Here is a 25,784-nt window from a genome sequence, read left to right on the forward strand (position 1 = left end):
AACGATATTGTGCTTGCTTGATGCGACAATCCCCTTTGGGGTTTACCCTAATTTTCCTAATTAATACAGTCAATTCGGCCCTTTGCAAAGCCTTGTTCCCGATCGGCGTATTCAGTTTTTAGGACCCCAGGGGGTGAACCTGACAGCAGCTGCTGTCACCACCCCGTACAGCACCATGGCCAATGCCACCAGTGAGAAAAAATTCTCGGCCGTGGCATGGTTTTGTGCCAGCCAATAACCCATCCCTGCCACCAGCACCAGTCGCACAGTTCCCGCCAGCACAGGGCCAATCACCTGGCCCGCGCCCTGTGATGCAAAGTAAAGAGTCAGGCCCATACCAAAAAACGGGAAGGCCGGGCCAGCGGTCACCAGGTACTGCCGCGCATGACCCAGTACGGCTTCATCTTGAGTGAACAGCCGCGCCCACAGGTCTGGTGCGAAGGTGACCACAGCCCCGATCAATGCCAGGTTGAAAGCCGATACAGCACCCGCCATCCAAGCGACCCGTCGTGCACGCGCTACATTGCCTGCGCCCATGGCCATGCCGACCATGGGCACCGCAGCCACGCCAATGCCAAAGGCAATCGGGATCAGCATGAACTCAAGCCGCTGCCCTATGCCATAACCCGCCAGCGCTTCGGTGCCCAGTTGCGCCACCAGGCCCGTAAAAATCAGAATGGCCAGAACAGATTGAACGGGCGACAGGCAAGCGATGGCGCCCACTTTGAGGATGTCTGCAAACATGTCCCTTTGCATTTCAAAAGCATGCAGCTTCAGCGTCAACTGGCCTTGACCACTGATCAGATACCAGAGGAAATAAACCACCCCGGCGGCGGTGGCGATGATGTGCCCCCAAGCCACGCCCACCATGCCCATGGCGGGCAAAGGGCCTGCGCCTAAAGACAGAACGCCCCCCAAAATGATTTGCAAAATCCCTGTGGCGACCAGTGCCACCGACGGCACGCGCATGTTGCCTGTGCCCCGCATAACAGAGGCCAACGTGTTCATGAGCCAGACCAGCAAAGTACCGGTGAAGAGCACGGTGGAATAGCGCACAGCTTCTTCCAGCACCATGTCCTTACCCCCGAGTTGTTTGTAAAAGTCGGGCCCAAAGCTCAAAAAGATGGCGCTGTAGAGTCCGCCCGCAACCACACCAATCACCACGGCATGCAGCAGCAAGCTTTGTGCACGTGCGGTGTCGCCGGCGCCCAGCGCTCGGCTGATGGCCGCAGACACGCCACCGCCCATGGCACCCGCCGACATCATTTGTGTGAGCATGGCAAAAGGAAAAACCAGTGCCATGGCGGCCAGGGGAGCGGTCCCCATTTGGCCAACATAGTAAGTCTCGGCAATGCCCACCAGCACCGTCATGGCCATGGCCAGCACGTTGGGCCATGACAGTCGGAGCAAGGTGCTCAGAATGTCGCCACTGAGCAGGCGCTCCAAATGCTTGTGCGGTCTTGTCATGGGTGCGTCTTGCCCAGTGGTTCCTGCGAACAAGGGGACTCAGTCGACAGGGTCACTTGTCGGTGGGGTCTGCAGCAGTTGGTCCATCGGCCAGTTCAGCAACTCCGCCAGGCGGCACACCACCCAGCGAGCTTCAAGGGCCGAGAACACGGAAGGATCGGCCAACAAGCCCCGCTCACACTGCTGCAGCACAAGCTCTTCGGTGATTCCGAGGGTGAACTGCATGGTGCTTGCTTTTTCAGTCAGCAAGTTGGCCAGGTCTTCGCACAGCTCATAGCGCTGGGCCATGTCGCGCTGGCCCAGGGTGGGCTTGATCTTGCCGGGGGGCACGTAAAGCGCCATGAAAGATGGCGGGATGTGGATCTGGAATTCGTCGGTCATGGTGGGCATAGTTTGCTGCAGTGAATTAACGCACAGACGCCAACTCGGTGATTTTTTAAATTGTCCACAGCACTCCCAAGCTGAAGGTGGGTCCATGTTGGTCAAGATTTTTTGACGAATTCGGTTTTGAGTTGCATCGGACCGAAGCCATCGATCTTGCAGTCGATGTCGTGGTCCCCTTCAATCAGGCGAATGTTCTTGACTTTGGTGCCGACCTTGACGACGGCGGATGAGCCCTTGATTTTCAGGTCTTTGACAAGCGTCACGGTGTCCCCGTCTTGCAGGATATTGCCATTGGCGTCTTTCCAGACTTTGGCTGCTTCGGTAGCGGGCACATCGGCCGGGTTCCATTCATGCCCGCAGCTGGGGCACATCATGAACTCGCCATCCTGGTAGGTGTATTCGTCGTGACATCGTGGGCAAGGGGGAAGTGCGTTCATGGTTTTCTGATCAGACAAAAACCGGATTGTCGTCTCCATACACCTTGTAATCTGGTACCTGCTTTTGCCGTTATGCTTGCAGCGACTCTTTTCGGATTACTTTTGTCAATGGCTGCAACTCCCAAATCGCTCACGGGCCTGGTCCCTTTTTTAAAACCTTACCGCATGGCCTTGGGGTTTGCAGCTTTGTTTTTGCTGCTGGCGGCGGGCACCACGCTGGCCTTTCCGTGGGTTTTGCGCCAGCTGATCGACCAGGGCCTGTCTACCGGGGCTTCTGCCGAACAGTTGTCAGGGAACTTCTTGCAGCTCTTTGGGGTGGCGGCGGCTTTGGCGGTATTTTCTGCCGGGCGGTATTACACCGTGAGCTGGTTGGGCGAACGCATCACCGGTGACCTGCGCAATTCGGTCTACGGCCATGTGCTCAAACAAAGTCCGGCCTTTTTTGAAACCACGCAGTCGGGGGAGGTGCTGTCGCGCCTGACCAACGACACCACCCTGGTGCAAACCGTGGTGGGCTCGTCTTTTTCGATGGGCTTGCGCAACCTGGTCATGGGCGCTGGTGCTTTGTTGATGCTGGTCTGGACCAACCCAGTCCTGATGCTGCAGGTAGTGGCGGTGCTGGTGGCGGTGATTTTTCCCAGCGTGTACTTGGGCCGCCGGGTGCGTCGCCTTTCACGTGCCAGCCAGGACCGGGTGGCCGACTCCAGTGCCATCGCCTCGGAGGTGTTGAACGCCATCACTGTGGTGCAAAGCTACACCGCCGAGGGCCGCGAAACGCGCCGCTTCATCGACTCCACGGCGCGTGCCCTGGTGACAGCCCTGGGCCGCATCCGTGCGCGGGCGGTGTTGGTGGGCTTCATCATCATGGCGTCCAGTGCGGTCTTGTTGTGGGGCTTGTACATGGGCACGCTGGCTGTGCGTGCCGGCACCAGTACCGCAGGCCAGTTGGGCGAGACAGTGTTTTACGTGATCTTGCTGGCCAGCGCCTTTGCGGTGTTGGGCGAGGTCTATGGCGACATGTTGCGCGCTGCGGGCGCCACCGAGCGCCTGATGGAATTGCTGCACACCGAGTCCAATCTCAAGATCACCGCCCAGCCGCAAAAAGCGCCTTGGCCGCAAGGCGGCTCGTCCCTGCAACTGGAGGCGGTCTGTTTTCACTACCCTTCGCGCCCTGACACCTGGGCGCTGGACCAACTCAGTGGCCAGATTCACCCTGGCCAGACCGTGGCCGTGGTGGGACCCAGCGGCGCGGGAAAAACCACCTTGTTTGATTTGCTGATGCGCTTTCACGACCCGCAGGCGGGCCGTATCTTGCTGGACGGTTTGCCCATTGATCAGATGAATTTGCACGACCTGCGCAATCGCATGGCCATCGTGCCGCAAGAGCCGGTGATTTTTTCGGGCACGGTGATCGAGAACATCCGCTACGGCCGACCTGACGCCAGCCTTGAAGAGGTGCATGCCGCGGCCGATGCGGCTTACGCACAAGAGTTCATCAGCGAGTTGCCCGAGGGTTTTGACACTTATCTGGGCGACCGGGGTGTCCGTTTATCGGGCGGGCAGCGTCAGCGCATCGCGATTGCACGGGCAATCCTCAAGAACGCGCCACTCTTGCTGCTCGATGAGGCCACCAGTGCGCTCGATGCACAAAGCGAAAAAATGGTCCAGGCGGCACTGGACAAGGCCATGGTGGGCCGCACCACGCTGGTCATCGCGCACCGCCTGGCCACGGTGCAACGCGCCGATGTGATCTGGGTGCTGGAGCGCGGCCACCTGATGGAGCAGGGCACCCATGCCGAGTTGCAAACCAAAGGTGGGCTGTATGCCAGCTTGGCGGCGCTGCAGTTCAACGCCTCAAACTGAGTCTTGGGTCCCAGACTTCGTCTGGGCGTGGGTTGCTGCACCCTCCATCTTTGGCGTTTGATCCGTTTCATCCGTTCTGATCGGTAAATCGATCGCATCGTGAACGGCTTGCTGAGGGGCATCCAGCAAGGCCTTTTCCCGCGCCCGCTGCTGGCGAGTTTGTTCTTGCGCCCGCCGCACATCGTGCATTTGCCAAAAGGCAAATACAAAAACCAGTCCGAAAATTCCCAGCTCTAACCAGATGCCCATGGCATTTCTCCTGCACGCTTGTTGAACAACATATCGTAGCTTCTGTCGCCCGAACGGTGGCTTGTCAGGCATTTCGACAGCTTGGAGGCTTGGGCCAGTTTTGGAATAGATCTCGCATCCGGGTGTCATTCAGGGTGTCAACAAGGGTTGACAGTTTTATAAATAAAGCTATATTGACACTCAAGCCTGTCCGCTGGAGTTGACAGGTCTTCCCTGCGGAGGTTCCATGAGTCTGTTGACGCGCGCTGAGCAAGCCTTGAACACCCATTTTGAGCAAGCGGCTGGCGTGGGAGCGCCACCCCGCCTGGTCGCCGCCATGCGGCATGCGGTTTTTTCGGGGGGTGCCCGCATCCGCCCGCAACTGTGTATGGCTGTGGCCACGGCTTGTGGCGACGATGTGCCCCAACTGACCAACGCCGCTGCCGTCGCCTTGGAGCTGATGCACTGCGCCTCGCTGGTGCACGACGACATGCCTGCCTTTGACAATGCCGATACCCGGCGCGGCCGTCCCACGGTGCACAAAGCCTTCAGCGAACCGCTGGCGCTGCTGGCGGGTGACGGCTTGATCGTCATGGCCTACCAGGTTTTGCTGCAAGCCGGTGCTGTGCGGCCTGACCGGCTAATTCGGTTGATGGAGAACATGAGCACCGGTGTGGGCTTGCCGCATGGCATCGTGGCCGGGCAGGCGTGGGAGTGTGAAACCAGTGCCGATCTCGGCCAATACCAGCGTGCCAAGACCGGGGCCTTGTTCGTCTCGGCCACCTGTGCCGGGGCCCTCAGCTGCGGCTTCGAACCCGAACCTTGGGCGCCACTAGGGGCCTTTCTGGGTGAGGCTTACCAGGTCGCTGATGACATCCGCGACGTGATTGCGGATGCCGCCAGCCTGGGCAAACCAGTGGGTCAAGACATTTTGCACGCGCGGCCCAGCTCGGCCCAGGCCTTGGGTTTGGACGGGGCCATTGCCCATTTTGACCACCTGATCGACCAGGCTGCCTCGTCGATTCCAGTGTGCTCGTGCCGAGACATGTTGCGCCAGCTGGTGCAGCTTGAAGCTGAGCGCCTGGTGCCCAAGGCCCTGTGTGAGGGCTATTTCAAGACCCATCCCGCCGTGGCTGTCAGCCGCATCAGCGCACCGCATTGAGCGCTTTCTCCTGCAGACCGCGAAGGAATCAACATGTCCCAGCCCCTGGATCTGGCCGCCATCGCGACCCATGCCGTGCCCACCACGTTCAAAGATGCCTGGCAAGCCCGGCTGGAACGCTGGTACGCACACCCCGGTCTTTACCGCTGGTCGCTGGGCAACCCGTTGACCCGCTGGCTCACACGACGCCGTACCCGTAAATTGTTTGATTTGATGGCTGGTTTTGTGCACAGCCAGGTGCTGCTGGGCTGCGTACGGCTGGACCTTTTCCGTGCGCTGCACCAGTCACCCGCCACCTTGCCCGAACTGGCCCGCCGCAGCGGTCTGGCCCCTGCCGTTTTGCAGCGTTTGCTGCTGTCGGCCGTGGCCCTTGGCCTGCTGGAGCACCGCAGTCAGGGCCGTTTCGGCCTGGGGCCGTTGGGTGTGCCCTTGGCCCAGCACGAGGGCATTGGTCAAATGATCGAGCACAACCATCTGCTGTACCAGGACATGCAAGACCCCCTGCAGTTTCTGAACAACGCCTGGAGCGGCAGCATGGCCGAGTACTGGCCCTATGCCCATGAGAAGCCCACGCCCGCTGCACCGGAGTTGGACAAGTTCAGTCGCTATTCGCAGCTGATGGCGGCCTCGCAAGGCTTTGTGGTGCAGGAAATCCTGTCGTCCTACTTCTTCGATGAGCACCGATGCGTGCTCGATGTCGGGGCTGGCCAGGGGCGATTTGTAGGCGAATTGGCCGCGCACGCACCGCACCTGAAGTTCAAGATGTTTGACTTGCCCCCTGTGCTCGATCTGGCCCGTGAAGGACTGAAAGCCAAAGGCCTGAGTGAGCGTGTGACGCTACACCCTGGCAGCTTTTTGGACGATCCCTTGCCTGAAGGCGCGGACCTGATCACCTTGGTGCGCGTGGCCCATGACCACCCCGATGCGGTGGTGCGCCAGATTTTGCAAAAGGCCCATGACGCTTTGCCTGTGGGCGGGGTCTTGTTGCTGGCCGAACCTATGGCCCAGCCGAAGGAAGGGGCAGGCCAGCCCAGCGCGATGGCGGACGCCTATTTCCATTTTTATCTGCTGGCCATGGGGGCAGGGCGTCTGCGTACCCCACAAGAGTTGCAAAGCCTGATGGAAGAAGCCGGATTTACCCACGTTGAGCGTGTCCCCAACGCCATGCCCATCCACGCCCGCATTTTGTTGGGGCGTAAATCACAGTGTTTACCCTTGGTTTCGCCAAATAGTGTCAATTAACTTTGACATGTTGTGATGTAAAGCAAAGAATACAAACATGAAATCCCAAGCCGTTGTCTTCAACAGTCCCAGACACCTGTCCTTGCAGGCTCTGGACTTGCCAGAGCTGCAGGCGGGCCAACTGGATGTGGCGGTCGAATTCAGTGGCATCAGCACTGGCACCGAACGCATGCTCTGGGATGGCAGCATGCCGCCTTTCCCAGGCATGGGTTATCCCCTTGTGCCGGGTTATGAAACGGTGGGCCGCGTGGTTCGATCAGCATCGGATTCAGGTGTGCAAGCCGGGCAGCGGGTGTTTGTCCCGGGCGCCAACTGTTTCACTGGGGTCAAAAGCCTGTTCGGGGGGACGGCTTCGCGCCTCGTGGTGAACGAACAAAAAGTCATTCCGGTTTCGGAGCACCTGGGCGCCCAAGCCGTGCTGTTGGCACTGGCTGCAACGGCGTACCACGCTGTATCGGGAGGGGGCCAGCAAGACCCCTTTGCCCCACCAGAACTGATCATTGGCCACGGTGTTATGGGCCGTTTGCTGGCCCGGTTGACAGTGGCTGCTGGCATGCCTGCCCCCACCGTTTGGGAAACCCAAACCGAGCGCTTTGCCGGTGCAGACGGTTACTCGGTGGTTCGGCCGCAAGACGATCCACGCCGCGACTACGGCACGGTTTACGACGTCAGTGGCGATGGCAGTCTGCTCGATACCCTGATCCAGCGCCTTCGCCCAGGTGGCGAACTGGTGTTGGCAGGCTTTTACAAACAAGATCTGAAATTTGCTTACGCCCCAGCTTTTATGCGTGAGGCGCGCATGCGCATCGCTGCCGAGTGGAAGCGCCCTGATTTGCTGGCCGTCAACGAGTTGGTGCACACCGGCCGCTTGTCACTTGACGGTTTGATTACCCACACCCAGCCATCGACACAAGCTGGTTCCGCTTACGAGACCGCCTTCGGAGATGCGAGCTGTCTCAAGATGATCATTGATTGGAGTGCCACAGCATGAACACCGACACCACCGCCCAGCCCATCAAATTTGTCGAGCTGCTGCGCCGCGAGGCCGATGTGGAGCCCGATGCCGTCAGCACCTCCGAGGTGACCAAAGAGACCCAAATCATTGCCATCTATGGCAAGGGGGGCATTGGCAAAAGCTTCACGCTGGCCAACCTGTCTTACATGATGGCGCAGCAGGGCAAGAAAGTCCTGTTGATCGGCTGTGACCCTAAAAGTGACACCACCAGTTTGCTGTTTGGTGGCAAGGCTTGCCCGACCATCATTGAGACTTCGTCCCGCCTGAAGCTGTCGGGTCAGGCCGTGAGCATTGGCGATGTCTGCTTCAAGCGCGATGGCGTGTTCGCCATGGAACTGGGTGGTCCCGAAGTGGGCCGTGGCTGCGGTGGTCGCGGCATCATCCACGGCTTCGAGACCCTCGAAAAATTGGGCTTTCACGACTGGGGTTTTGACTTTGTGCTGCTCGACTTTCTGGGCGACGTGGTGTGCGGTGGCTTTGGTCTGCCCATTGCCCGTGACATGTGCCAGAAGGTGATCGTGGTGGCCAGCAATGACTTGCAGTCCCTGTATGTGGCCAACAACGTGTGCTCGGCTGTGGAGTATTTCCGCAAGCTCGGCGGCAACGTTGGCGTGGCGGGCATGGTCATCAACAAGGACGACGGCACGGGTGAGGCGCAGGCTTTTGCCACCAACGCCGGTATTCCGGTGTTGGCCGCTATACCAGCCAACGAAGACATTCGTCGCAAAAGTGCCAGTTACGAAATCATCGGCCGACCAGATGGCGAATGGGGTCCGTTGTTTGCGGAGCTCGCCAAGAACGTTGCAGAAGCCCCCCCGATGCGTCCGAAGCCTCAGACCCAAGACCAATTGCTGGGCTTGTTCAGCGCCGATGTGGTGGGCCGAAACGTGGTGCTGGAGCCCGCCACCTTGTTCGACATGGTGGGCAAAAACGAAGACATCAAGCCCTCACTGGAAGTCGTCTACGACGCCGCCTGAACGCAGCACCTGAAGACATTGAACAGGAACTGGCCATGACACGCACCATCCCAATCCATCCCAGCACAGAGGCAAGCAACCCTGCAGGCTTGCAAGGCGATGGCGTGGGTTGCCACGCTGGGACTGAGACCATGCTGGCCGCGGCCAAACAAGCCGGTAAGTCCGAGGTGCTCGACCAGTACGCCCGTGATTACCCGCGCCAGCCCGATGCAGGTCCGCACGATCAGCCGCAAAGCATGTGCCCGGCTTTTGGCTCGCTGCGTGTGGGTTTGCGCATGAAGCGCACGGCCACCATCTTGTCGGGTTCAGCCTGTTGTGTTTACGGCCTGACCTTCACCTCGCATTTTTACGGCGCGCGCCGCAGCGTGGGTTATGTGCCTTTCAATTCGGAGTCGCTGGTCACGGGCAAGTTGTTTGAAGACATCCGCGAAGCGGTGCATGCCGAGGCCGATCCGGCCAAGTTCGACACGATCATCATCATCAACCTGTGCGTGCCTACCGCCAGTGGTGTACCGCTGCAACTGTTGCCCAAAGAAATCAACGGGGTGCGCATCATCGGCATCGATGTGCCAGGTTTCGGTGTGCCCACCCACGCCGAAGCCAAAGACGTGCTGGCCGGGGCGATGCTGAAATACGCCCGCGAAGAAATCATCAACGGTCCGGTGGCCGCGCCGCGCGCCGGGCGTGGGGATAAACCTACTGTGGCCTTGCTGGGGGAGATGTTCCCTGCCGATCCGGTCATCATTGGCCAGATGCTGGCACCCATGGGCCTGGCTGCTGGCCCGGTGGTACCCACCCGTGAATGGCGCGAGCTCTATGCTGCGCTTGACTGCTCGGTGGCCGCTGCCATTCACCCTTTTTACACCGCCAGTGTGCGCGAATTCAAGGCTGCAGGCCGCCCTGTAGTGGGTTCGGCCCCTGTGGGCCTCGAAGGCACACAGGACTGGCTGCAAAACATTGGTCAGGCTGCGGGCATCGCGCAATCGCAGATCGACTTGGCGCGCAATCAGGCGCTCACGCAAATGCGTGGGTTGCTCATGCAAAAACCCATCTCGGGCCGCATCACCCTGAGCGGTTACGAAGGCTCTGAATTGCTGGTGGGCCGCTTGCTGATGGAGTGCGGTGCCGACTTGCGCTATGTGGGCTCTGCTTGCCCGGCGACTGAATGGAACGCCCAGGATATTGCTTGGCTGAAGGCCAAAGGCGTGCAGGTACAAATGCGTGCCTCGTTGGAGCAAGACCTCAACGCCATGTACGAATACCGGCCCCAGTTGGCCATCGGCACCACCCCAGTGGTTCAAATCGCCAAGCAAAACAGTGTGCCCTCTTTGTACTTCACCAACCTGATTTCGGCGCGGCCGCTCATGGGTGTGGCGGGTGCTGGGTCACTGGTGCAGGTGGTGCAGGCGGCCATGGGCAACCAGGCCCGCTTCGATGCCATGAAGTCCTTTTTTGGCGATGTCGGTGTGGGTCATGCGGCAGGCGTATGGGAATCGGTGCCGAAAGACCGTCCCGAGTTCAAGGCTGAAACGCGGCGCCAAATGGAAAAAATTCTCAAAAAGCGCAAAGCTGAGGAGATGGGATCATGAGCGATACGACTCAAATCTCTGCGCCCAACACTTCGCCCAAAGCGAAATCGCCTTTGATCCTGGATCATGACCGCGCGGGCGGTTACTGGGGTGCGGTTTATGTGTTCACCGCCATCAAGGGTTTGCAAGTGGTCATCGATGGCCCAGTGGGTTGTGAAAACCTGCCCGTGACCTCGGTGCTGCATTACACCGATGCACTGCCACCGCACGAATTACCGATTGTGGTGACCGGATTGGCTGAAGAACAGCTGGGTCGCGAAGGCACCGAAGGTGCGATGAAACGTGCCCACGCCACCCTGGACCCCGAGTTGCCCGCCGTGGTGGTGACGGGATCGATTGCCGAGATGATCGGCGGCGGCGTCACACCTGAGGGCACCAACATCGCGCGCTTTTTGCCACGCACCATTGACGAAGACCAATGGCAGTGTGCCAACCGGGCCATGTACTGGCTGTGGAGCGAATACGGCCTGCGCAAAGTGCCTGCACGCAAGCCCTTTGATGAAAGGCCCGCCGGTGAAAAACCGCGTGTCAACATCATTGGCCCCTGTTACGGAACCTTTAACAGTGCCAGCGATCTGGCCGAGATCCGTCGACTGGTGCAGGGCATCGGAGCCGAAGTCAACATGGTCTTCCCGCTGGGCAGTCATCTGGCCGATGTGTCGCGTCTGGTAGAAGCCGATGTGAACATTTGCATGTACCGCGAGTTCGGCCGCATGCTGTGCGAGGCGCTGGAGCGCCCTTATCTGCAGGCCCCTATTGGGCTGCACAGCACCACCAACTTCCTGCGCAAGTTGGGTGAGTTGCTGAATCTCGATCCAGAGCCTTTCATCGAGCGTGAAAAGCACACCACCCTGAAGCCCATGTGGGACCTGTGGCGCTCCGTGACACAAGACTTTTTTGCCACCGCCAGCTTTGCCGTGGTGGCGGGTGAGACCTATGCGCGTGGCCTGAAAAATTTCCTTGAAACTGAAATGGGCTTGCCTTGCCGCTTCAGCGTGTCACGCACGGCAGGCAACAAAACCGACAACGTGACCGTGCGCGAACTCGTCAAGACCCAAACCCCGCTGATCATGTTTGGCAGTTACAACGAACGCATGTACCTGAGTGAAATATCTGGTGGCAGCCCAATGCGAGCCGCCTTTATTCCAGCTTCGTTTCCGGGCGCCATCATCCGCCGCCATACCGGCACGCCTTTCATGGGCTACAGCGGTGCCACTTATGTGGTGCAAGAAGTTTGTAACGCACTGTTTGACGCGTTGTTCCACATCCTGCCTTTGGGCACCGAGATGGACAAGGTCGAGGCCACGCAAGCGCGTGGTGTGGTGGCCCCCAACGCCAGCTGGCAAGACCAGGCCCATCAGCGTCTGCGCGATGTGGTGCAAAGCCAGCCAGTGCTGGTGCAGATTTCTGCAGCCAAGCGCTTGCGCGATCAGGCCGAGCAACTGTCGCATGCCTCAGGTCAAGACGAAGTCACTGAAGCCCATGTGAATGCCGCCAGCCGAGAGCTGGGGATGGGGGTGGCAGCATGAAAGCCTTGCTGAATTTGAATCAATACGCAGGCACCGACCCGGTCGTTGCCTTGTACAGGATGTCGTGGCCTTTGGCTGCGGATGCCCATCTGCGCGGGCTGTGCGCACCCCGGGTCGCAAGGCCTCGTTAACAGGAGCAAAAAATGTCAACCAAGACATCAATTTCCGGACTTACCGATGAGGAAGCCCAGGAGTTCCACCACTACTGGATGCAAGGCACCGTAGGCTTTACAGCGGTCGCTGTACTGGCCCACATCCTGGTCTGGGCGTGGCGTCCCTGGTTCTGATTCAGAGCCTGTTTTTTCACCCATAGATTGACGGAGTCACTGTCATGCAAAACACAACCCACCTCAATGAGGACCATTCGCGTGCGGATGAATCCCCAGCATTTTGGTCCATCTTCCTCATCGGTTTCGGATGTCTGTTCGTGGTCGTCGTACTGGCCAAACTGGTCGGCGTTCACTGGCGGGATCTGTTGCCCGGCGCAGAAGATGCCAAGAGCATGAGCCAAGGCGTGAAAGCTGCGGTGTACACCTTCATGTCCCACATCATTTAGGAGATTCACCATGTGGAGAATTTGGCGACTGTACGACCCTTTGCGTGCCATGGTGCTGCAGGGTATTTTCTTGTTCGGGCTGGCCGCGATGATTCACCTCATCTTGCTCAGCACCAACAAATTCAACTGGCTCGACGGTGCGAAAAAACCGGTAGCGGCATCGGCGCAAAACTCGCCGCTGCCGACGGCGGTGGCTTCGCTGGCTGCGCCCAAGTCCTGATTCAGGACTTGTCATCCAGATGCTGTCATTGAACCCCGTTTCAATGCGGCATCTGTTTATCTACACAAGCAGGAGGACCAAGCCATGGCCATGCTAAGTTTTGAGAAAAAGTACCGCGTTCGCGGTGGTACCCTGCTGGGTGGCGATTTGTTCGACTTCTGGGTCGGTCCTTTTTACGTCGGATTTTTCGGCGTCACAACCTTGTTTTTTTCGTTCCTGGGTACAGCCCTGATTTTGTGGGGTGCCTCACAAGGCCCAACCTGGAACATTTGGCAGATCAGCATCGCACCGCCTGATCTGTCGTATGGCCTGCGCTTTGCGCCCCTGATGGAAGGCGGCCTGTGGCAGCTCATCACGGTGTGCGCCATTGGTGCATTCGGCTCGTGGATGATGCGTGAAGTCGAAATCTGCCGCAAGCTGGGCATGGGCTTTCATGTGCCTGTGGCTTTCGGTGTCGCCATCTCTGCCTATGTCACCTTGGTGGTCGTGCGGCCGGTGCTGATGGGCGCATGGGGCCACGGTTTTCCGTATGGCATCTTCAGCCACCTCGACTGGGTCTCCAACGTGGGCTACCAGTACCTGCACTTTCACTACAACCCGGCACACATGATTGCCGTGAGCTTTTTCTTTGCCAGTGTGTTTGCCTTGTCGCTGCACGGTGGTCTGATTTTGTCGTCCACCAATCCGCAGCCAGGTCAGTTCGTCAAGACACCTGAGCACGAAGACACGTTCTTCCGCGACATCATTGGTTATTCGATCGGCACCTTGGGCATACACCGTCTGGGCTTGTTTCTGGCGCTGGCTGCCGTGCTGTTCAGCGCCCTGTGCATCGTGCTCAGTGGCCCCTTCTGGAGCCGTGGCTGGCCCGAGTGGTGGAGCTGGTGGCTGAACATGCCGATCTGGTCCCAGTGGCCCGTCTGAGTCGGACTGAAAAGCACAGCCCGAATCCAAAGAATTGAGGAGTACAGCGAATGGCCGACTATCAAAACCTGTTCACCACGGTGCAAGCTGTGGGTCCGGTGCACCTTGGGGTGGAACTCGGACACGGCAACAGCCCGCGCACCGGGCAACCCCTGATCAACTACTGGGTCGGTAAGCTGGGCAATGCCCAGCTGGGGCCCATCTATCTGGGTGGGCTGGGACTGGCCTCACTCGTGTTCGGCATGATCGCGTTCACCCTGATCGGCATGAACATGCTGGCCTCGGTTAATTACGACCCGATTCAGTTTGTGCGCCAGTTGTTCTGGCTGTCACTGGAGCCGCCGCCGCCCAGTTACGGCTTGAGCATGCCACCGCTCAACCAGGGCGGCTGGTTTCTGATTGTGGGCTTGTTTCTCACGGCATCCATCATGTTCTGGTGGGTCCGCACTTACCGCCGTGCGGTCGAGTTGGGCATGGGCACACATGTCGCCTGGGCCTTTGCCGCTGCCATCTGGTTGTTTCTGGTGCTGGGTTTGTTCCGCCCCATCCTGATGGGCTCTTGGGGTGAGGCGGTGCCCTACGGCATCTTCTCTCACCTCGATTGGACAGCAGCGTTTTCATTGCGCTACGGCAACCTGTTTTACAACCCGTTTCATGCGCTGTCCATCGTGTTTCTTTATGGTTCAGCCCTGTTGTTTGCGATGCACGGCGCCACCATTTTGGCGGTGACCCGTTTCGGTGGTGAGCGCGAGATCGAGCAGATCACCGACCGCGGTACAGCCTCCGAGCGGGCTGCCTTGTTCTGGCGCTGGACCATGGGCTTCAACGCGACCATGGAATCGATTCACCGCTGGGCCTGGTGGTTTGCCGTTTTGTGCCCTATCACGGGTGGCATTGGCATCTTGCTGACGGGCACCGTGGTGGACAACTGGTACCTGTGGGCCATCAAGCATGGCGTGGCACCTCCCTACCCAGAAATTTTTCCAGCGATGGTTGACCCCGCGCTGAGCACCGGAGCCAAGCCATGAGCCTGCACACGCTGAACACCAATACGGCGGATCTGAGCCCCGCTTGGGCTGGCCGTTTTCTCAAATCCCTGGGCTTGGCATTCATGGGCCTTATGCTGGCCGGTTGTGAGCGCCCCAGTCCAGAATCTGTGCAAAGCGGTTACCGGGGCACGGGCATGGTGCAGGTCTACAACGCCCGTCTGCTTGAAGTCAAAACCGAAAAAAACCAGCCACCCGTGGTGATTCCTTCGCCGGGCTCGGAGGGTCCCAAGGCATCGCAGGTTTACAAGAACGTCAAGGTGCTGGGTGATCTGAGCGTGGGCGAATTCAACCGGCTCATGGTCTCCATGACCAACTGGGTTGCACCCCAGGAAGGCTGCGCCTATTGTCATCAGTTGCCCAATTTTGAAGACGACAGCAAATACACCAAGGTGGTGGCGCGCCGCATGGTCGAAATGACGCAGCACATCAACGCTGACTGGCAGCCCCATGTGGCCCAGACTGGCGTGACCTGCTACACCTGCCACCGTGGCGAACCCGTGCCCAACGCCATCTGGTTCAAGTCCAACCCGCAACCCTATGGTTCGAATTTCATGGGCGACAAGGCAGGACAAAACGAACCCTCGCCAGTGGTCAACTTGTCCTCCTTGCCCAACGATCCCTTCACGCCGTTCTTGCTCGGTGACCAAAAAATCCGTGTCAATGGGCCCACGGCTTTGCCTTCCGGTAACCGGCAGTCGATCAAGCAAGCCGAATGGACTTATGGGTTGATGACGCACATGTCGACCTCGTTGGGCGTGAATTGCACCTACTGCCACAACACCCAGTCGTTCCAAAACTGGGAAAACAGCCCACCTCAACGTGTGACGGCTTGGCACGGTATCCGCATGGCGCGGGACCTGAACCTGACCTATATGGAGCCTTTGACCGAGGTCTTTCCGGCACACCGCAAGGGACCGACAGGCGATGTGGCCAAGCTCAACTGCGCTACTTGCCATCAGGGCGCCTACAAGCCGCTCAACGGCGCACCGATGGCCAAAGACTTTCCTGAATTGCTGAAACCTGCTTTGGCCGCCGCTAAAGTCGCGTCCAAGTAGTCGGCAATTGACGGCCCCAACTTGCCGGACTTGCAGTCATGGAAGCCAACGTCCCTGTTCATGACCCGCTGTCTGGCGTGGTGGTGGTCTTGCTGGCCGACTTTTTGCGCCAGCATCAGGGTTGGGGTTGGTTGCGGCTGGTGGCTGGCGCTACACCCTACAAGGATGTGCCGGGACTGACCACGGTCAAGGTCATGGGCAGTGGCCATGGCGGTGGCTTCAGCTTGCGCCCCAGTGCGACCCACCAAGGCCTGATCTGCACGTTCAGCCACCTTGATCTGGCGCTGAAATTTCTAGACAACCCGTCCGTGCAGGCCTACCGCAGCCGTGCGCGTGAATGCTGGACAGGCGTGATGGCGGTGCAATCGGCCCGAGGCCACTGGGACAAACAAACCTGGCAAGCCAGCAGCGCGCAAGCGCTGGGCGAGCAGGCAGAAAGTCATTCGCAGGTTACGGCGCCGTTTGCCGTGCTGACACGCGCCAGCATCGTCCCATCCAAAGCCATGGCATTTTGGCGTTATGCCCCGGCGGCTCAGGCCGACCTTGGCCAAGCCACCGGTTGCTTGCTGGCCATGGGCTTGGGCGAAGCACCGTTGGTTCGCCAATGCACTTTTAGTTTGTGGCAAGACACGGAAGCCATGCGCCAGTACGCCCACAAAGGTGCGCACCAAGTGGCCAGTGCTGCTGCCCACAAGCACCAGTTCTTTTCAGAGTCCCTGTTCGTGCGCATGCAGGTGCTGCAGATGGCCGGGGTTTGGCAAGGCAAGCCCTTCCATATGCAAAGCGCACGCCCTTTGGGCAAAGCACCGACTTTGCAAAGCGCATCCACCCTGGTGATGCCCACCCCGGAGGCCAGCCATGTCTGAGCACAAGGTGGTCATTGTGGGCGCAGGCATGGGGGGCTTGAGCAGCGCCATGCTGCTGGCCCACCAAGGCCTGGATGTGACCGTGGTCGAAGCCGCAGGCGCACCTGGAGGCAAGGTGCACAGCCGAGAAGTTGCAGGCGTTCAGATCGACAGCGGCCCCACGGTGTTCACCATGCGCTGGGTGTTTGATGCCTTGCTGCAAAGTGTCGGCACCAGCGTCGAAGCCGAAATGCAGATCAGCCCACTGAATGTGCTGGCGCGGCATTTCTGGCCCGATGGCAGCCAGCTCGATTTGTCGGCCGACGCGCAAGAAAGTGAATCGGCCATTGCCGCTTGGTCGGGTGGCGACGAGGCGCGGCGCTTTCGAGAATTTTGCAAAACCACCCGTCAACTTTATGCCACGCTGGAAGGCCCAATGATCCGGGCACAGCGCCCGAACATGGGCGGCTTCATGGCCGATCTGGGAATGGATGGTTTGGGCGTGCTGGCCCGGCTGGGGCCCATGCGCAGCCTGTGGCAACAACTGGGTCACCAGTTCACCGACCCGCGCCTGCGCCAGCTGTTTGCCCGTTACGCCACTTATTGCGGCTCCTCGCCATGGCAGTCGCCCGCCACACTCATGTTGATCGCTCAGGTCGAGATGGACGGTGTCTGGTCGGTGGAGGGCGGCATGGTCGGCATGGCCCAGTCGCTGGCGCGTGTGGCCCGGCGCCATGGCGCTGTATTTCGTTACCACAGCACGGCCCGATGCATTGAAAAGCGCCAGGGTCGGGTGTGCGGTGTGCAGTTGCAGTCGGGCGAATTCTTACCTGCTGAGCATGTCATTTTCAATGGCGATGCCGCCGCCTTGCGGCAAGGCTTGTTGGGCGATGCCGCTCGCGCTGCCATGCCAAAGGCCACGCCGCCGCGTTCTCTGTCGGCCCTGACCTGGTCGATGCACACGCCCACCGAAGGTGTCGCGCTGGACCGTCACAACGTGTTTTTTCAAAATACTTACGCCAGCGAGTTTGAAGACATCTTTGACCGCCAACGCTTGCCGCAGCAGCCCACGGTGTATGTCTGTGCACAAGACCAACCGGCCGGGGTAAGCCCTGGCATGGCCGAACGAATTTTTTGTCTGGTCAACGCCCCCGCCTGTGGTGATGGCACCGGCATCACCGAGGAGGCCCTGCAGCAATGCCAAACACACACCTTCAACCATCTGCGCCAATTGGGTCTGCACCTGCAGCCAACGACGAACCAATGCATCCGGACCACGCCGCAGGACTTTCATCAGCGATTTCCGGCAAGCGGGGGAGCTCTTTACGGGCAGGCGACACACGGCTGGACGAGCATTTTCTCCAGACCTGGCTCCACAACGCCCCTGCAGGGCCTGTATCTGGCGGGGGGCAGCGTGCACCCGGGGCCGGGCGTACCGATGGCAGCGCTTTCAGGGCAGAGGGCGGCCGAGGCCGTGATGGCGAGCCTCGTTTCGACCAGCACGTTCCCGATGGGGGCTACCTTTGGTGGTATGTCGACGCCATGAGTGACGACGGACAGCACGGCATCACGCTCATTGCCTTTGTCGGCAGTGTGTTTTCGCCTTATTACGCCTGGGCCAGAAAACGTGGTCGCGCTGATCCGGAAAACCATTGCGCACTCAATGTGGCGATTTACAGCAAAGGCCAGCGCCGCTGGGCCATGACCGAGCGGGGCCAGCGCCACTGCGCCCGCAGCGCCAGCCAATTCACCATTGGCCCAAGTCAGCTTTCCTGGGACGGTGATTGCCTCACCATTGACATCAACGAAGTGTGTGTGCCCTTGCCACACCGCATACAGGGTCGCATCAAACTATGGCCTCAGCAGTTGTTTGCGTATTCAACCCCGCTGGATGCCGCAGAAAAGCACCGCTGGGGACCGTTGGCGCCGTCATCGCGCATCGAGGTTGATCTGAATGCGCCCGATCTGCAGTGGCAAGGCCACGCCTACCTCGACTCGAACGAAGGCACGGAGCCGGTAGAGCGGGGCTTTCACACCTGGGACTGGTCGCGCGCACGCATGCGCGATGGCAGCACCTTGGTGTTCTACGACATGCAAGCCCCTGGTGCAGATGACCGTGTGCTTTCGCTGCGATTCACGCCGAAGGGCACGGTTGAGCCAATGGCTGTGCCACCGGTTCAGAGTTTGTCCAAAACCGCCTGGCGCATCAACCGCCGCATGCGCAGCGCGCAAGCCGTGAAGGTGCACGAGCAGCTGGAGGACACGCCCTTTTACCAGCGTGCCTTGCTGCAATTTGACTACGCAGGCGAGCCTTTGCTCGCCTTTCACGAAACCCTGTCGGTGCCACGCTTGGTGTCACCGGTGGTTCAAGCCATGCTGCCCTGGCGCATGCCGCGGCGGGCTTGAAATGATTTGCCTGAAACTTGTTCACCCCAGACGTTGCTGCCTGGGTGCGCGCGGTTTCAGTGCTCCCCCATTTGTGGCCATGGTGGTCATGAATAGCCCTCGTGCGGGCCGTGCACGTCTTCTGCAAGGAGAAAACTATGTCTAACTCAGACAAAGTCTGGCCAACGGGACTGACCGAGGCCGAATCGGAAGAGATTCACCGCAATCTCATCCAGGGTACGCAGATATTCGGCATGATTGCCGCGTTTGCCCATCTGCTGGCCTATATCTATTCACCCTGGCTCAAGTAAAGGAGGCACAACATGATCTATTCGAAAATGTGGTGTGTGGTGAAGCCTTCGGTCGGCATACCGGTGTTCATTGCTGCAGTGGCCATTGCGTCATTCAGCGTGCACCTGGCGCTGACTCTGAACACCAGCTGGGTGAAAAACTTCCTCAACGGCAGCGCCAAAGTTGTCGCTACGGCACCTGTGGATGCTGCGGTGAAGAAGTAACGGGTGCAACCCGCCGGACGACCAGACGCGCAAGCGTCTGGTCCTTCTCTCATGAACAAATCACGCTCCAATTGGGCGACGACCCTGGCCAGCCTGGGACCCCGCTTTTTGCCGTTTGCCGACGCCGCCAGCGAAGACCTGCCGCTGTCGCGCCTGCTGCGCTTGTCACTTTTCCAAATTTCTGTCGGCATGGCCATGGTCATGTTGGTGGGCACCCTCAACCGCGTGATGATCGTGGAGCTGAAAGTTCCTGCCACGCTGGTGTCTCTCATGGTGGCCCTGCCTTTGCTGGTGGCGCCTTTTCGGGCGCTGATCGGTTTTCGTTCTGACAACCACCGTTCGCAACTGGGCTGGCGCCGCGTGCCCTACATCTGGATGGGCAGTTTGCTCCAATTCGGCGGCTTTTCCATCATGCCATTTGCACTCTTGGTGCTGGCTGGAGCAGGCCAGTCCAGTCAGGCGCCAGCTTGGGTGGGCATGGTCGGTGCGGCGGGGGCCTTCATTTTGGTGGGCATCGGCATGCACACTGTGCAAACCGCAGGTCTGGCGCTGGCCACCGATCTGGCGCCGTTCGAAAGCCAGCCCAAGGTGGTCGGCCTGATGTACGTCATGCAGTTGCTGGGCATGATCGGCAGCGCCTTGATGCTGGGCCATTTGTTGCACGACTACAGCCCGGGTCAGCTTATTCGGGTGGTGCAAGCCGTGGCCGTGATGACTTTGGTGCTGAACGTGATCGCCTTGTGGAAGCAAGAGCCGCGCAGCCGTTTGCGTAAACCTGGCACACCGATTGAGCAAAATTTTCAGCAAGCCTGGCAAACCTTTTGCAAAGGCCCCAAAACGCTGCGCCGATTGCTGGCGGTGGGCTTGGGAACCATGGCTTTCACCATGGAAGATGTCTTGCTGGAGCCTTATGGCGGCGAAATTCTGAACCTCAGCGTGTCCACGACCACCTTGCTCACCGCTACTTTGGCTTTGGGCGGTTTGATCGGCTTTGCCTGGGCGTCGCGTGTGCTGGGTCGCGGGGGCGATGCCTACCGCTTGTCCGGTTGGGGGGCCTGGGTGGGTGTGCCTGCATTTGTGGCCGTGATCGCCTCAGCACCCTTGGCTTCCCCGGTGCTGTTCAGCGTGGGCATTTTTCTGATTGGACTGGGGGGAGGCTTGTTTGCACACGGTACCCTGACGGCCACCATGCAGTTGGCCCCACCCGAGCAAACCGGTCTGGCCATGGGGGCCTGGGGCGCGGTGCAGGCCACCGCTGCAGGCGTGGGCATGGCGTTGGGCGGCGTGGTGCGCGATGGCGTGGCGCTGGTCAGCAGCTCTGTCATGGGTTACTCGGCCGTTTACTGCCTCGAAATTGTCTTGCTGGGGCTGACCCTGTGGGCCATGGGCCCCTTGATGCGCCCTGTACGGCCAACAACCAACTCTGCATAATTGCACTCAGCGTTCATTCACCCTCCACCCCAAAGCAAAGGAAAAGCCATGGAAATCAAACACATCCTCATCATCATGTTCGTGGTCTTTGGCCTGTTCATGCTGGCCAACTGGTTCAACCGACCCAAAGGCCCACGCAAGTGATTGCCGGATAGCCCAGAAAAAGCCGCTGCGAAGCGGTTTTTTCTTGGTCAGAGGGCTTCTACAGACTGGCTGCAGGCACGTGACCCCAGAGGGTAGAGATGCCCTGCGCTTGTCTGACAGCATCGACCGTTGCCAGCGCTGTGGCCTGGGCCGCCATCACGGTGAGCAGCATCAAGTCCGCTGGGCCGCTTTCGGTGCAAGTGGCCATGGCAAACAGGGTGTCTCCATCCAGAGTCGTGTGGGCGGGTCGGATGCTTCGGGCCAGACCATCATGGGCACTCATGGCCAAGCGTTTGGCTTGGGCTTTGTTCAGGGTAGCGTTGGTTGCCACCACCCCAATGGTGGTGTTGGTCCCGGGCAGGGGGCGGTGGCTGCTTTCGCCGTTCAGCAAGGCACGCTGGGTGTCGATCAGGGTTTTGCCATCGGCTGAACGGGCTCCAGCGATGACCTGGCCGGTAGCCGGGTCGATGACATCGCCCACAGCGTTGCAGGCCACCAGGGCGCCCACCACCCAAGGGCCCACGCGCACACTGGCATTGCCGATCCCTCCTTTCATGCAGCGTTGCAGGCCAAATAGTTTGCCCACACAAGCGCCTGCGCCTGCCCCCACGTTGCCTGCTGCCGGTTGGTTGCGTGTTGCGGCCAGACATGCCGCATAACCTGCATCGGCACCTGGCTTGGCCTTGGGGTCGTTGCCAGGGCAGACCACGGGCAGGTCAAACAACACAGCAGCCGGCACAATGGGGACCCGGCCGTACCCTGTTTCGAAACCCATGCCCTGCTCGTCCAGCCAGCGCATCACACCGGAGGCTGCATCCAGACCAAAAGCACTGCCACCGCTCAGCACCACGGCATGTACTTTGTCCACCAAGTTGGAGGGGTCCAGTAAATCGGTTTCCCGTGTGCCCGGTGCGGCGCCCCGAACATCTACAGCCCCCACAGCGCCGTCCACTGCCAGCACCACGGAGCAACCGGTCAGTCGTTCGCTGAGCGTGAAGTGCCCGACTTGCAAGCCGTCGACGTCGACGATGCTGCCAACGGCAATGTCCCTGGCGCTGTTTACAATCATTTGGTATGCCATTCAAAACCTTCTTTATTGTGGTTCATTGATCCGAGAATAGCTTGTGCCCCTGTTTTTAATCAAAAGGCTGCTGAGCCTTATTTTGACCCTGCTGGCCACATCGGCCGTGGTGTTTGCCGTGCTGGAGTTCTTGCCCGGAAACGCAGCACAGGTGATTTTGGGGGAAACCGCGACGTCCGAGTCGATTGCTGCGATGGAAACCAAAATGGGCTTGAACCAGCCCGCCAGCACCCGTTACCTGAGCTGGATGGGTGGCCTGTTGAAGGGGCAGACAGGTCTGAGCATTTCTTATGACACGCCCACGGCCCAGTTGATGGCGGAACGCATGCAGGTGTCGATCCCCCTGGCGGTGATGGCCATGTTGTTGACGGTGACGCTGGCTTTGATACTGGGCATTTATGCCGCGTCCCAGCAAAACAAGGCAGGCGATGCTGGCGTCATGATGTTCAGCCAGTTCGGCTTGGCCGTGCCTAATTTCTGGTTGGCGATCTTGCTGATCTTGCTGTTTGCGGTGCACCTGGAGTGGCTCAGTGCCGGCGGCTTCCCTGGCTGGTCAGCCGATGATGGTGGCGGTGTGGGCGAGGCCCTGAAGGCCTTGCTGCTCCCGGCATTGGCTTTGGCGGCGGTACAAACAGCCATCTTGACACGGGTGACACGCTCTGCGGTACTGGACACCCTTCGGGAAGATTTTGTCCGCACCGCCCGCGCCAAGGGCTTGTCTCGCCGCCAGGTACTTTGGGGCCATGTGCTGCGCAACGCCATGATTCCAGTGCTCACCGTGATGGGCTTGCAGTTTGGCAACCTGATCACTGGCGCCATCGTGATTGAAAACGTCTTCGTGCTGCCGGGCATTGGCCGGCTGATTTTTCAGGCCATTGCAAACCGTGATCTCATCGTGGTGCGTGATGTGGTGATGTTGCTGTCGGCCTTGGTGGTGCTGATCAACTTTTTGATCGACGTTCTTTATGCATTGATCGATCCGCGCTTGAAGGCAGGCCATGCCGGATAAAAACAAGGCCTGGCGCCGGGCCTTGCGCCACCCCAGTTTTGTGCTGGGTGGTGCCATGGTCTTGCTGTTATTGCTGTGTGCGGTCTTGTCCTTGTTCTGGTCCCCTTACCCAGTGGGCGACATCGACATTCCCAACAAGCTGGCCTTGCCCAGCGCCGCCCACTGGCTGGGCACCGACAGTCTGGGGCGTGACATCGGCACTTTGTTGCTGGCGGGTTGCCAAAACTCCCTGCTCGTCGGATTCATTGCGGTTGGCATGGGTCTGGGGGTGGGGGTGCCTTTGGGTTTACTGGCCTCGGCCCGCAGGGGGTGGGTGGAAGAAGTCATCATGCGGGCCTCTGACTTCACATTTGCTTTTCCGGCCTTGCTGTCGGCCATCATGCTGACTGCGATTTACGGGCCAGGTCTGGTCATCAGCATTGTGGCCATAGGGATTTTCAACATACCGGTGTTCGCACGCATCACGCGTGGCGCTGCCAATGCAGTCTGGTCACGTGACTTCACTGCGGCAGCGCGGGCTTCGGGCAAAGGCCCAATGGCCATCACCCTGGCGCATGTTTTGCCCAACATCGCGAGCGTTCTGATCGTTCAATCAAGCATCCAGTTTGCCATCGCGATCCTGGCTGAGGCGGCCTTGTCGTATCTCGGATTGGGGACGCAACCGCCGCAGCCCAGTTGGGGCCGCATGCTCAATGAGGCGCAGTCCCAGATGTTTCAAGCCCCGCTGCTCGCGGTTTACCCTGGTGCGGCGATTGCGCTGGCGGTGTTGGGCCTGAACCTCATGGGGGACGGCCTGCGCGATGTGCTCGACCCTCGGCTGGCAAGGCAGCGGTGAATTGTGATGACTGAAATGGCCTTGCCAGACCCCTTGCTGCAGGTGACCGATTTGCGGGTCACTTTACCCACAGCCCGCGGTTGGGCCCAGGCTTTGAGGGGCGTGTCTTTGCGCATGGAGCGCGGTGATACGGTGGGGCTGATTGGTGAAAGTGGCTGTGGTAAATCGCTCACGGCGCTGGCCCTGATGGGCTTGTTGCCTGAACGTGCGCAGGTCAGTGGCTCGATCAAATTGCAGGGCCAAGAGTTGCTTGACTTGACCGAGCCGCAATGGTGTCGGCTGAGGGGCGCGCGGATGGCCATGATTTTCCAGGAGCCAATGACTGCGCTCAACCCACTGCACCCGATATGGAAACAAATTGCAGAGCCTTTGCGTTTGCATCAGAACATGGGCGTGACCCAGGCCAAAGCCCGTGCGCTGGAATTGCTGGAAAGAGTGCAATTGCCCCGCGCACGCGAACGGCTGGAGGCTTACCCGCACCAATTGTCTGGCGGCCAACGGCAGCGCGTCATGATCTCGATCGCGTTGGCGTGCAGCCCCGACTTGCTGATTGCGGATGAGCCCACCACTGCGCTGGATGTCAGCGTGCAAAAAGAAGTGCTGGCGCTGATCAAACAATTGGTGAACGAAGACGGCATGGGCCTTTTGTTGATCAGCCACGACCTGGGCCTCATGCAAGACCAGGTTGACCGGGTCATGGTGATGTATGGCGGAACGGTGGTGGAAAGCGCTTCTACATCGGCGCTGTTTACGCATCGAGCACATCCCTACACCCGAGGCCTGTTTGAAGCGCGTCCGCGCCTGGGGTTGGCGCGGGGAACCCGCTTGACCACCATTGCTGGCAGCGTGCCCGAGTTGATGGATTTTCCCGCTGGTTGTGCATTTTCTGAGCGTTGCGCCTGGGCTGTGGAAGGCTGTCGTCAAACGCCACCGATGCCTGAAAACATTGCGCCGAACAGTCTGGCATCCGAACCACACGAGGTGAGTTGTCCCCGTTGGAGCCTGCCTTGATGAGTCCACTTCAATTGCAGGATGTTCCGCTGTTGCAAGTGCTGCATTTGGGGCGGCGTTTCGAGATGCCCCGATCCCGTTTGTGGGAGCCTGCCGCCAGCCTGCAGGCTTTGTCCGATGTGAGTTTTTGCTTGCAAGTCGGTAAAAGCCTGGGCATTGTTGGCGAATCGGGCTCTGGCAAGTCCACGCTGGCGCGTTTGGTCATGGCCTTGGACGCACCCTCTCAAGGGCAGGTCTTGTTCAAGGGGGTGGATGTGCATCAGACCCGAGGGGGAGCGCTTCGGCATTTGCGCAGCGGTTTCCAGATGGTTTTCCAGGATCCCTACGGATCGCTGGACCCTCGACAAAAAATATTCAGCATCGTGACCGAGCCAATCCAGAACTGGCGCAAGCCCTCGGATGGCCGATCTGAGTTGCGCGATCGCGCGGCGCAGGCCTTGAACGAAGTGGGCCTGAGAACCCCTGACCTGGACAAATACCCCCATGAATTTTCTGGAGGGCAACGGCAACGCATTGCCATTGCACGTGCCCTGATCACCCGTCCGGCCCTGATCGTGGCCGATGAGCCGGTGAGTGCTCTGGATGTATCGGTACAGGCGCAGGTGCTGAATCTGATGATGGATTTGCAAGACCGGTATGGCCTGAGCTATTTGTTGGTCAGCCATGATCTGGCGGTGGTCAACCTGATGTGTGACGATGTTTTGGTGCTGCAATCGGGCTGTGTGGTAGAAAAAGGCCCAGCGCAGCAGATTTTCCAGCATGCAGAGCACCCGTACACCCGCATGTTGGTTTCAGCTGTTCCTGGTCAGTAGGATCTTTTTTAAGCAGGAGAAA

28 protein-coding genes are annotated in these 25,784 nt (G+C 59.5%); 23 read left to right on the plus strand and 5 right to left on the minus strand.

The window, feature by feature from the left end:
* Window positions 1–111: 111 nt before the first annotated feature.
* The 3 genes from ACIQ3A_RS03595 to ACIQ3A_RS03605 form a co-directional block, all read right to left on the minus strand.
* Window positions 112–1,467, minus strand: coding sequence for an MATE family efflux transporter (locus tag ACIQ3A_RS03595; protein WP_396430396.1), 1,356 nt, complete (start codon window positions 1,465–1,467; stop codon window positions 112–114).
* Between the two features lie 39 nt (window positions 1,468–1,506).
* Window positions 1,507–1,848, minus strand: a complete 342-nt coding sequence (locus tag ACIQ3A_RS03600) for an ATPase with chaperone activity (protein ID WP_396430397.1) — start codon at window positions 1,846–1,848, stop codon at window positions 1,507–1,509.
* A 101-nt stretch (window positions 1,849–1,949) separates the two neighbouring features.
* Window positions 1,950–2,288 carry a zinc ribbon domain-containing protein YjdM gene (locus tag ACIQ3A_RS03605; protein ID WP_396430398.1) on the minus strand — a complete coding sequence of 113 codons (339 nt, stop codon included), beginning with the start codon at window positions 2,286–2,288 and terminating at the stop codon, window positions 1,950–1,952.
* 108 nt (window positions 2,289–2,396) lie between these two features.
* Between ACIQ3A_RS03605 and ACIQ3A_RS03610 the strand changes: the two genes are divergently transcribed.
* On the plus strand, window positions 2,397–4,151 hold the full coding sequence (locus tag ACIQ3A_RS03610; RefSeq protein ID WP_396430399.1) for an ABC transporter transmembrane domain-containing protein: 1,755 nt from the start codon (window positions 2,397–2,399) through the stop codon (window positions 4,149–4,151).
* Here the strand turns inward: ACIQ3A_RS03610 and ACIQ3A_RS03615 are convergent.
* Entirely contained in the window at window positions 4,143–4,400 is a 258-nt protein-coding gene (locus tag ACIQ3A_RS03615; RefSeq protein ID WP_396430400.1) for a hypothetical protein, read from the minus strand. The genes ACIQ3A_RS03610 and ACIQ3A_RS03615 overlap by 9 nt on opposite strands.
* Before the next feature lie 226 nt (window positions 4,401–4,626).
* Between ACIQ3A_RS03615 and ACIQ3A_RS03620 the strand changes: the two genes are divergently transcribed.
* The 18 genes from ACIQ3A_RS03620 to ACIQ3A_RS03705 all read left to right on the plus strand — a co-directional run bounded on the left by ACIQ3A_RS03620 (window position 4,627) and on the right by ACIQ3A_RS03705 (window position 20,870).
* Window positions 4,627–5,541 carry a polyprenyl synthetase family protein gene (locus tag ACIQ3A_RS03620; protein WP_396430401.1) on the plus strand — a complete coding sequence of 305 codons (915 nt, stop codon included), beginning with the start codon at window positions 4,627–4,629 and terminating at the stop codon, window positions 5,539–5,541.
* Between the two features lie 33 nt (window positions 5,542–5,574).
* Window positions 5,575–6,783 carry a methyltransferase gene (locus ACIQ3A_RS03625; RefSeq protein ID WP_396430402.1) on the plus strand — a complete coding sequence of 403 codons (1,209 nt, stop codon included), beginning with the start codon at window positions 5,575–5,577 and terminating at the stop codon, window positions 6,781–6,783.
* Window positions 6,784–6,820: 37 nt separating this feature from the next.
* On the plus strand, window positions 6,821–7,774 hold the full coding sequence (gene bchC, locus ACIQ3A_RS03630) for a chlorophyll synthesis pathway protein BchC (protein ID WP_396430403.1): 954 nt from the start codon (window positions 6,821–6,823) through the stop codon (window positions 7,772–7,774).
* Window positions 7,771–8,775, plus strand: coding sequence for a chlorophyllide a reductase iron protein subunit X (locus ACIQ3A_RS03635; RefSeq protein ID WP_396430404.1), 1,005 nt, complete (start codon window positions 7,771–7,773; stop codon window positions 8,773–8,775). The genes bchC and ACIQ3A_RS03635 overlap by 4 nt, the downstream gene beginning before the upstream one ends.
* Before the next feature lie 35 nt (window positions 8,776–8,810).
* Entirely contained in the window at window positions 8,811–10,364 is a 1,554-nt protein-coding gene (bchY, locus tag ACIQ3A_RS03640; RefSeq protein WP_396430405.1) for a chlorophyllide a reductase subunit Y, read from the plus strand.
* Window positions 10,361–11,893 carry a chlorophyllide a reductase subunit Z gene (bchZ, locus tag ACIQ3A_RS03645; protein ID WP_396430406.1) on the plus strand — a complete coding sequence of 511 codons (1,533 nt, stop codon included), beginning with the start codon at window positions 10,361–10,363 and terminating at the stop codon, window positions 11,891–11,893. Before bchY ends, bchZ begins: the two co-directional genes overlap by 4 nt.
* Before the next feature lie 143 nt (window positions 11,894–12,036).
* Entirely contained in the window at window positions 12,037–12,180 is a 144-nt protein-coding gene (gene pufB, locus ACIQ3A_RS03650; protein WP_019425952.1) for a light-harvesting antenna LH1, beta subunit, read from the plus strand.
* Window positions 12,181–12,224: 44 nt separating this feature from the next.
* Complete coding sequence (locus ACIQ3A_RS03655; protein ID WP_100120009.1) at window positions 12,225–12,449, plus strand: hypothetical protein; 225 nt, start codon at window positions 12,225–12,227, stop codon at window positions 12,447–12,449.
* A gap of 10 nt (window positions 12,450–12,459) precedes the next feature.
* Window positions 12,460–12,669 (plus strand): light-harvesting antenna LH1, alpha subunit, encoded by a 210-nt coding sequence (gene pufA, locus ACIQ3A_RS03660; protein ID WP_053168888.1) that lies wholly within the window; start codon window positions 12,460–12,462, stop codon window positions 12,667–12,669.
* Between the two features lie 84 nt (window positions 12,670–12,753).
* Complete coding sequence (gene pufL / locus ACIQ3A_RS03665; protein WP_396430407.1) at window positions 12,754–13,590, plus strand: photosynthetic reaction center subunit L; 837 nt, start codon at window positions 12,754–12,756, stop codon at window positions 13,588–13,590.
* Window positions 13,591–13,640: 50 nt separating this feature from the next.
* Entirely contained in the window at window positions 13,641–14,618 is a 978-nt protein-coding gene (gene pufM, locus ACIQ3A_RS03670; protein WP_396430408.1) for a photosynthetic reaction center subunit M, read from the plus strand.
* Complete coding sequence (gene pufC, locus ACIQ3A_RS03675) at window positions 14,615–15,694, plus strand: photosynthetic reaction center cytochrome PufC (protein WP_396430409.1); 1,080 nt, start codon at window positions 14,615–14,617, stop codon at window positions 15,692–15,694. The genes pufM and pufC overlap by 4 nt, the downstream gene beginning before the upstream one ends.
* Before the next feature lie 38 nt (window positions 15,695–15,732).
* Complete coding sequence (locus tag ACIQ3A_RS03680) at window positions 15,733–16,560, plus strand: hypothetical protein (protein WP_396430410.1); 828 nt, start codon at window positions 15,733–15,735, stop codon at window positions 16,558–16,560.
* Entirely contained in the window at window positions 16,553–18,085 is a 1,533-nt protein-coding gene (gene crtD / locus ACIQ3A_RS03685; RefSeq protein WP_396430411.1) for a 1-hydroxycarotenoid 3,4-desaturase CrtD, read from the plus strand. The genes ACIQ3A_RS03680 and crtD overlap by 8 nt, the downstream gene beginning before the upstream one ends.
* Entirely contained in the window at window positions 18,082–18,945 is an 864-nt protein-coding gene (locus ACIQ3A_RS03690; RefSeq protein WP_396430412.1) for a carotenoid 1,2-hydratase, read from the plus strand. Before crtD ends, ACIQ3A_RS03690 begins: the two co-directional genes overlap by 4 nt.
* A gap of 137 nt (window positions 18,946–19,082) precedes the next feature.
* Window positions 19,083–19,235 (plus strand): light-harvesting antenna LH1, beta subunit, encoded by a 153-nt coding sequence (gene pufB / locus ACIQ3A_RS03695; RefSeq protein WP_019429105.1) that lies wholly within the window; start codon window positions 19,083–19,085, stop codon window positions 19,233–19,235.
* Between the two features lie 12 nt (window positions 19,236–19,247).
* Complete coding sequence (locus ACIQ3A_RS03700; RefSeq protein WP_396430413.1) at window positions 19,248–19,439, plus strand: light-harvesting protein; 192 nt, start codon at window positions 19,248–19,250, stop codon at window positions 19,437–19,439.
* Window positions 19,440–19,490: 51 nt separating this feature from the next.
* Entirely contained in the window at window positions 19,491–20,870 is a 1,380-nt protein-coding gene (locus ACIQ3A_RS03705) for a PucC family protein (RefSeq protein ID WP_396430414.1), read from the plus strand.
* A 202-nt stretch (window positions 20,871–21,072) separates the two neighbouring features.
* Here ACIQ3A_RS03705 and ACIQ3A_RS03710 read toward each other — a convergent pair whose 3' ends face one another.
* A complete protein-coding gene (locus tag ACIQ3A_RS03710) occupies window positions 21,073–22,083 on the minus strand; it encodes a P1 family peptidase (RefSeq protein WP_396430415.1) in 1,011 nt (336 codons plus the stop codon).
* 55 nt (window positions 22,084–22,138) lie between these two features.
* Between ACIQ3A_RS03710 and ACIQ3A_RS03715 the strand changes: the two genes are divergently transcribed.
* Genes ACIQ3A_RS03715 through ACIQ3A_RS03730 form a run of 4 tightly spaced genes read left to right on the plus strand, consistent with a single transcriptional unit; the run spans window position 22,139 to window position 25,762 of the window.
* Window positions 22,139–23,104, plus strand: coding sequence for an ABC transporter permease (locus tag ACIQ3A_RS03715; protein ID WP_396430416.1), 966 nt, complete (start codon window positions 22,139–22,141; stop codon window positions 23,102–23,104).
* Entirely contained in the window at window positions 23,094–23,939 is an 846-nt protein-coding gene (locus tag ACIQ3A_RS03720; RefSeq protein ID WP_396430417.1) for an ABC transporter permease, read from the plus strand. The genes ACIQ3A_RS03715 and ACIQ3A_RS03720 overlap by 11 nt, the downstream gene beginning before the upstream one ends.
* 15 nt (window positions 23,940–23,954) lie before the next feature.
* Window positions 23,955–24,950, plus strand: a complete 996-nt coding sequence (locus ACIQ3A_RS03725) for an ABC transporter ATP-binding protein (RefSeq protein WP_396430428.1) — start codon at window positions 23,955–23,957, stop codon at window positions 24,948–24,950.
* A complete protein-coding gene (locus ACIQ3A_RS03730; protein WP_396430418.1) occupies window positions 24,950–25,762 on the plus strand; it encodes an ATP-binding cassette domain-containing protein in 813 nt (270 codons plus the stop codon). The genes ACIQ3A_RS03725 and ACIQ3A_RS03730 overlap by 1 nt, the downstream gene beginning before the upstream one ends.
* Window positions 25,763–25,784: the final 22 nt, after the last annotated feature.

The sequence above is a fragment of the Limnohabitans sp. genome, from assembly GCF_044361985.1.
GTDB lineage: Bacteria > Pseudomonadota > Gammaproteobacteria > Burkholderiales > Burkholderiaceae_C > Limnohabitans_A.

Excerpts from the sequence above, each read along its gene's own strand:
- ACIQ3A_RS03615 (WP_396430400.1), bottom strand. The coding sequence starts at position 4,400 with ATGGGCATCTGGTTAGAGCTGGGAATTTTCGGACTGGTTTTTGTATTT.
- pufC (WP_396430409.1), top strand. The coding sequence starts at position 14,615 with ATGAGCCTGCACACGCTGAACACCAATACGGCGGATCTGAGCCCCGCT.
- pufL (WP_396430407.1), top strand. The coding sequence starts at position 12,754 with ATGGCCATGCTAAGTTTTGAGAAAAAGTACCGCGTTCGCGGTGGTACC.
- ACIQ3A_RS03720 (WP_396430417.1), top strand. The coding sequence starts at position 23,094 with ATGCCGGATAAAAACAAGGCCTGGCGCCGGGCCTTGCGCCACCCCAGT.
- ACIQ3A_RS03725 (WP_396430428.1), top strand. The coding sequence starts at position 23,955 with ATGGCCTTGCCAGACCCCTTGCTGCAGGTGACCGATTTGCGGGTCACT.
- ACIQ3A_RS03690 (WP_396430412.1), top strand. The coding sequence starts at position 18,082 with ATGAGTGACGACGGACAGCACGGCATCACGCTCATTGCCTTTGTCGGC.
- ACIQ3A_RS03710 (WP_396430415.1), bottom strand. The coding sequence starts at position 22,083 with ATGATTGTAAACAGCGCCAGGGACATTGCCGTTGGCAGCATCGTCGAC.
- bchZ (WP_396430406.1), top strand. The coding sequence starts at position 10,361 with ATGAGCGATACGACTCAAATCTCTGCGCCCAACACTTCGCCCAAAGCG.
- pufB (WP_019425952.1), top strand. The coding sequence starts at position 12,037 with ATGTCAACCAAGACATCAATTTCCGGACTTACCGATGAGGAAGCCCAG.
- ACIQ3A_RS03700 (WP_396430413.1), top strand. The coding sequence starts at position 19,248 with ATGATCTATTCGAAAATGTGGTGTGTGGTGAAGCCTTCGGTCGGCATA.
- ACIQ3A_RS03595 (WP_396430396.1), bottom strand. The coding sequence starts at position 1,467 with ATGACAAGACCGCACAAGCATTTGGAGCGCCTGCTCAGTGGCGACATT.
- ACIQ3A_RS03610 (WP_396430399.1), top strand. The coding sequence starts at position 2,397 with ATGGCTGCAACTCCCAAATCGCTCACGGGCCTGGTCCCTTTTTTAAAA.
- ACIQ3A_RS03605 (WP_396430398.1), bottom strand. The coding sequence starts at position 2,288 with ATGAACGCACTTCCCCCTTGCCCACGATGTCACGACGAATACACCTAC.
- ACIQ3A_RS03705 (WP_396430414.1), top strand. The coding sequence starts at position 19,491 with ATGAACAAATCACGCTCCAATTGGGCGACGACCCTGGCCAGCCTGGGA.
- pufB (WP_019429105.1), top strand. The coding sequence starts at position 19,083 with ATGTCTAACTCAGACAAAGTCTGGCCAACGGGACTGACCGAGGCCGAA.
- ACIQ3A_RS03625 (WP_396430402.1), top strand. The coding sequence starts at position 5,575 with ATGTCCCAGCCCCTGGATCTGGCCGCCATCGCGACCCATGCCGTGCCC.
- ACIQ3A_RS03635 (WP_396430404.1), top strand. The coding sequence starts at position 7,771 with ATGAACACCGACACCACCGCCCAGCCCATCAAATTTGTCGAGCTGCTG.
- ACIQ3A_RS03620 (WP_396430401.1), top strand. The coding sequence starts at position 4,627 with ATGAGTCTGTTGACGCGCGCTGAGCAAGCCTTGAACACCCATTTTGAG.
- ACIQ3A_RS03680 (WP_396430410.1), top strand. The coding sequence starts at position 15,733 with ATGGAAGCCAACGTCCCTGTTCATGACCCGCTGTCTGGCGTGGTGGTG.
- pufM (WP_396430408.1), top strand. The coding sequence starts at position 13,641 with ATGGCCGACTATCAAAACCTGTTCACCACGGTGCAAGCTGTGGGTCCG.
- pufA (WP_053168888.1), top strand. The coding sequence starts at position 12,460 with ATGTGGAGAATTTGGCGACTGTACGACCCTTTGCGTGCCATGGTGCTG.
- ACIQ3A_RS03600 (WP_396430397.1), bottom strand. The coding sequence starts at position 1,848 with ATGACCGACGAATTCCAGATCCACATCCCGCCATCTTTCATGGCGCTT.
- ACIQ3A_RS03730 (WP_396430418.1), top strand. The coding sequence starts at position 24,950 with ATGAGTCCACTTCAATTGCAGGATGTTCCGCTGTTGCAAGTGCTGCAT.
- bchY (WP_396430405.1), top strand. The coding sequence starts at position 8,811 with ATGACACGCACCATCCCAATCCATCCCAGCACAGAGGCAAGCAACCCT.
- bchC (WP_396430403.1), top strand. The coding sequence starts at position 6,821 with ATGAAATCCCAAGCCGTTGTCTTCAACAGTCCCAGACACCTGTCCTTG.
- crtD (WP_396430411.1), top strand. The coding sequence starts at position 16,553 with ATGTCTGAGCACAAGGTGGTCATTGTGGGCGCAGGCATGGGGGGCTTG.
- ACIQ3A_RS03655 (WP_100120009.1), top strand. The coding sequence starts at position 12,225 with ATGCAAAACACAACCCACCTCAATGAGGACCATTCGCGTGCGGATGAA.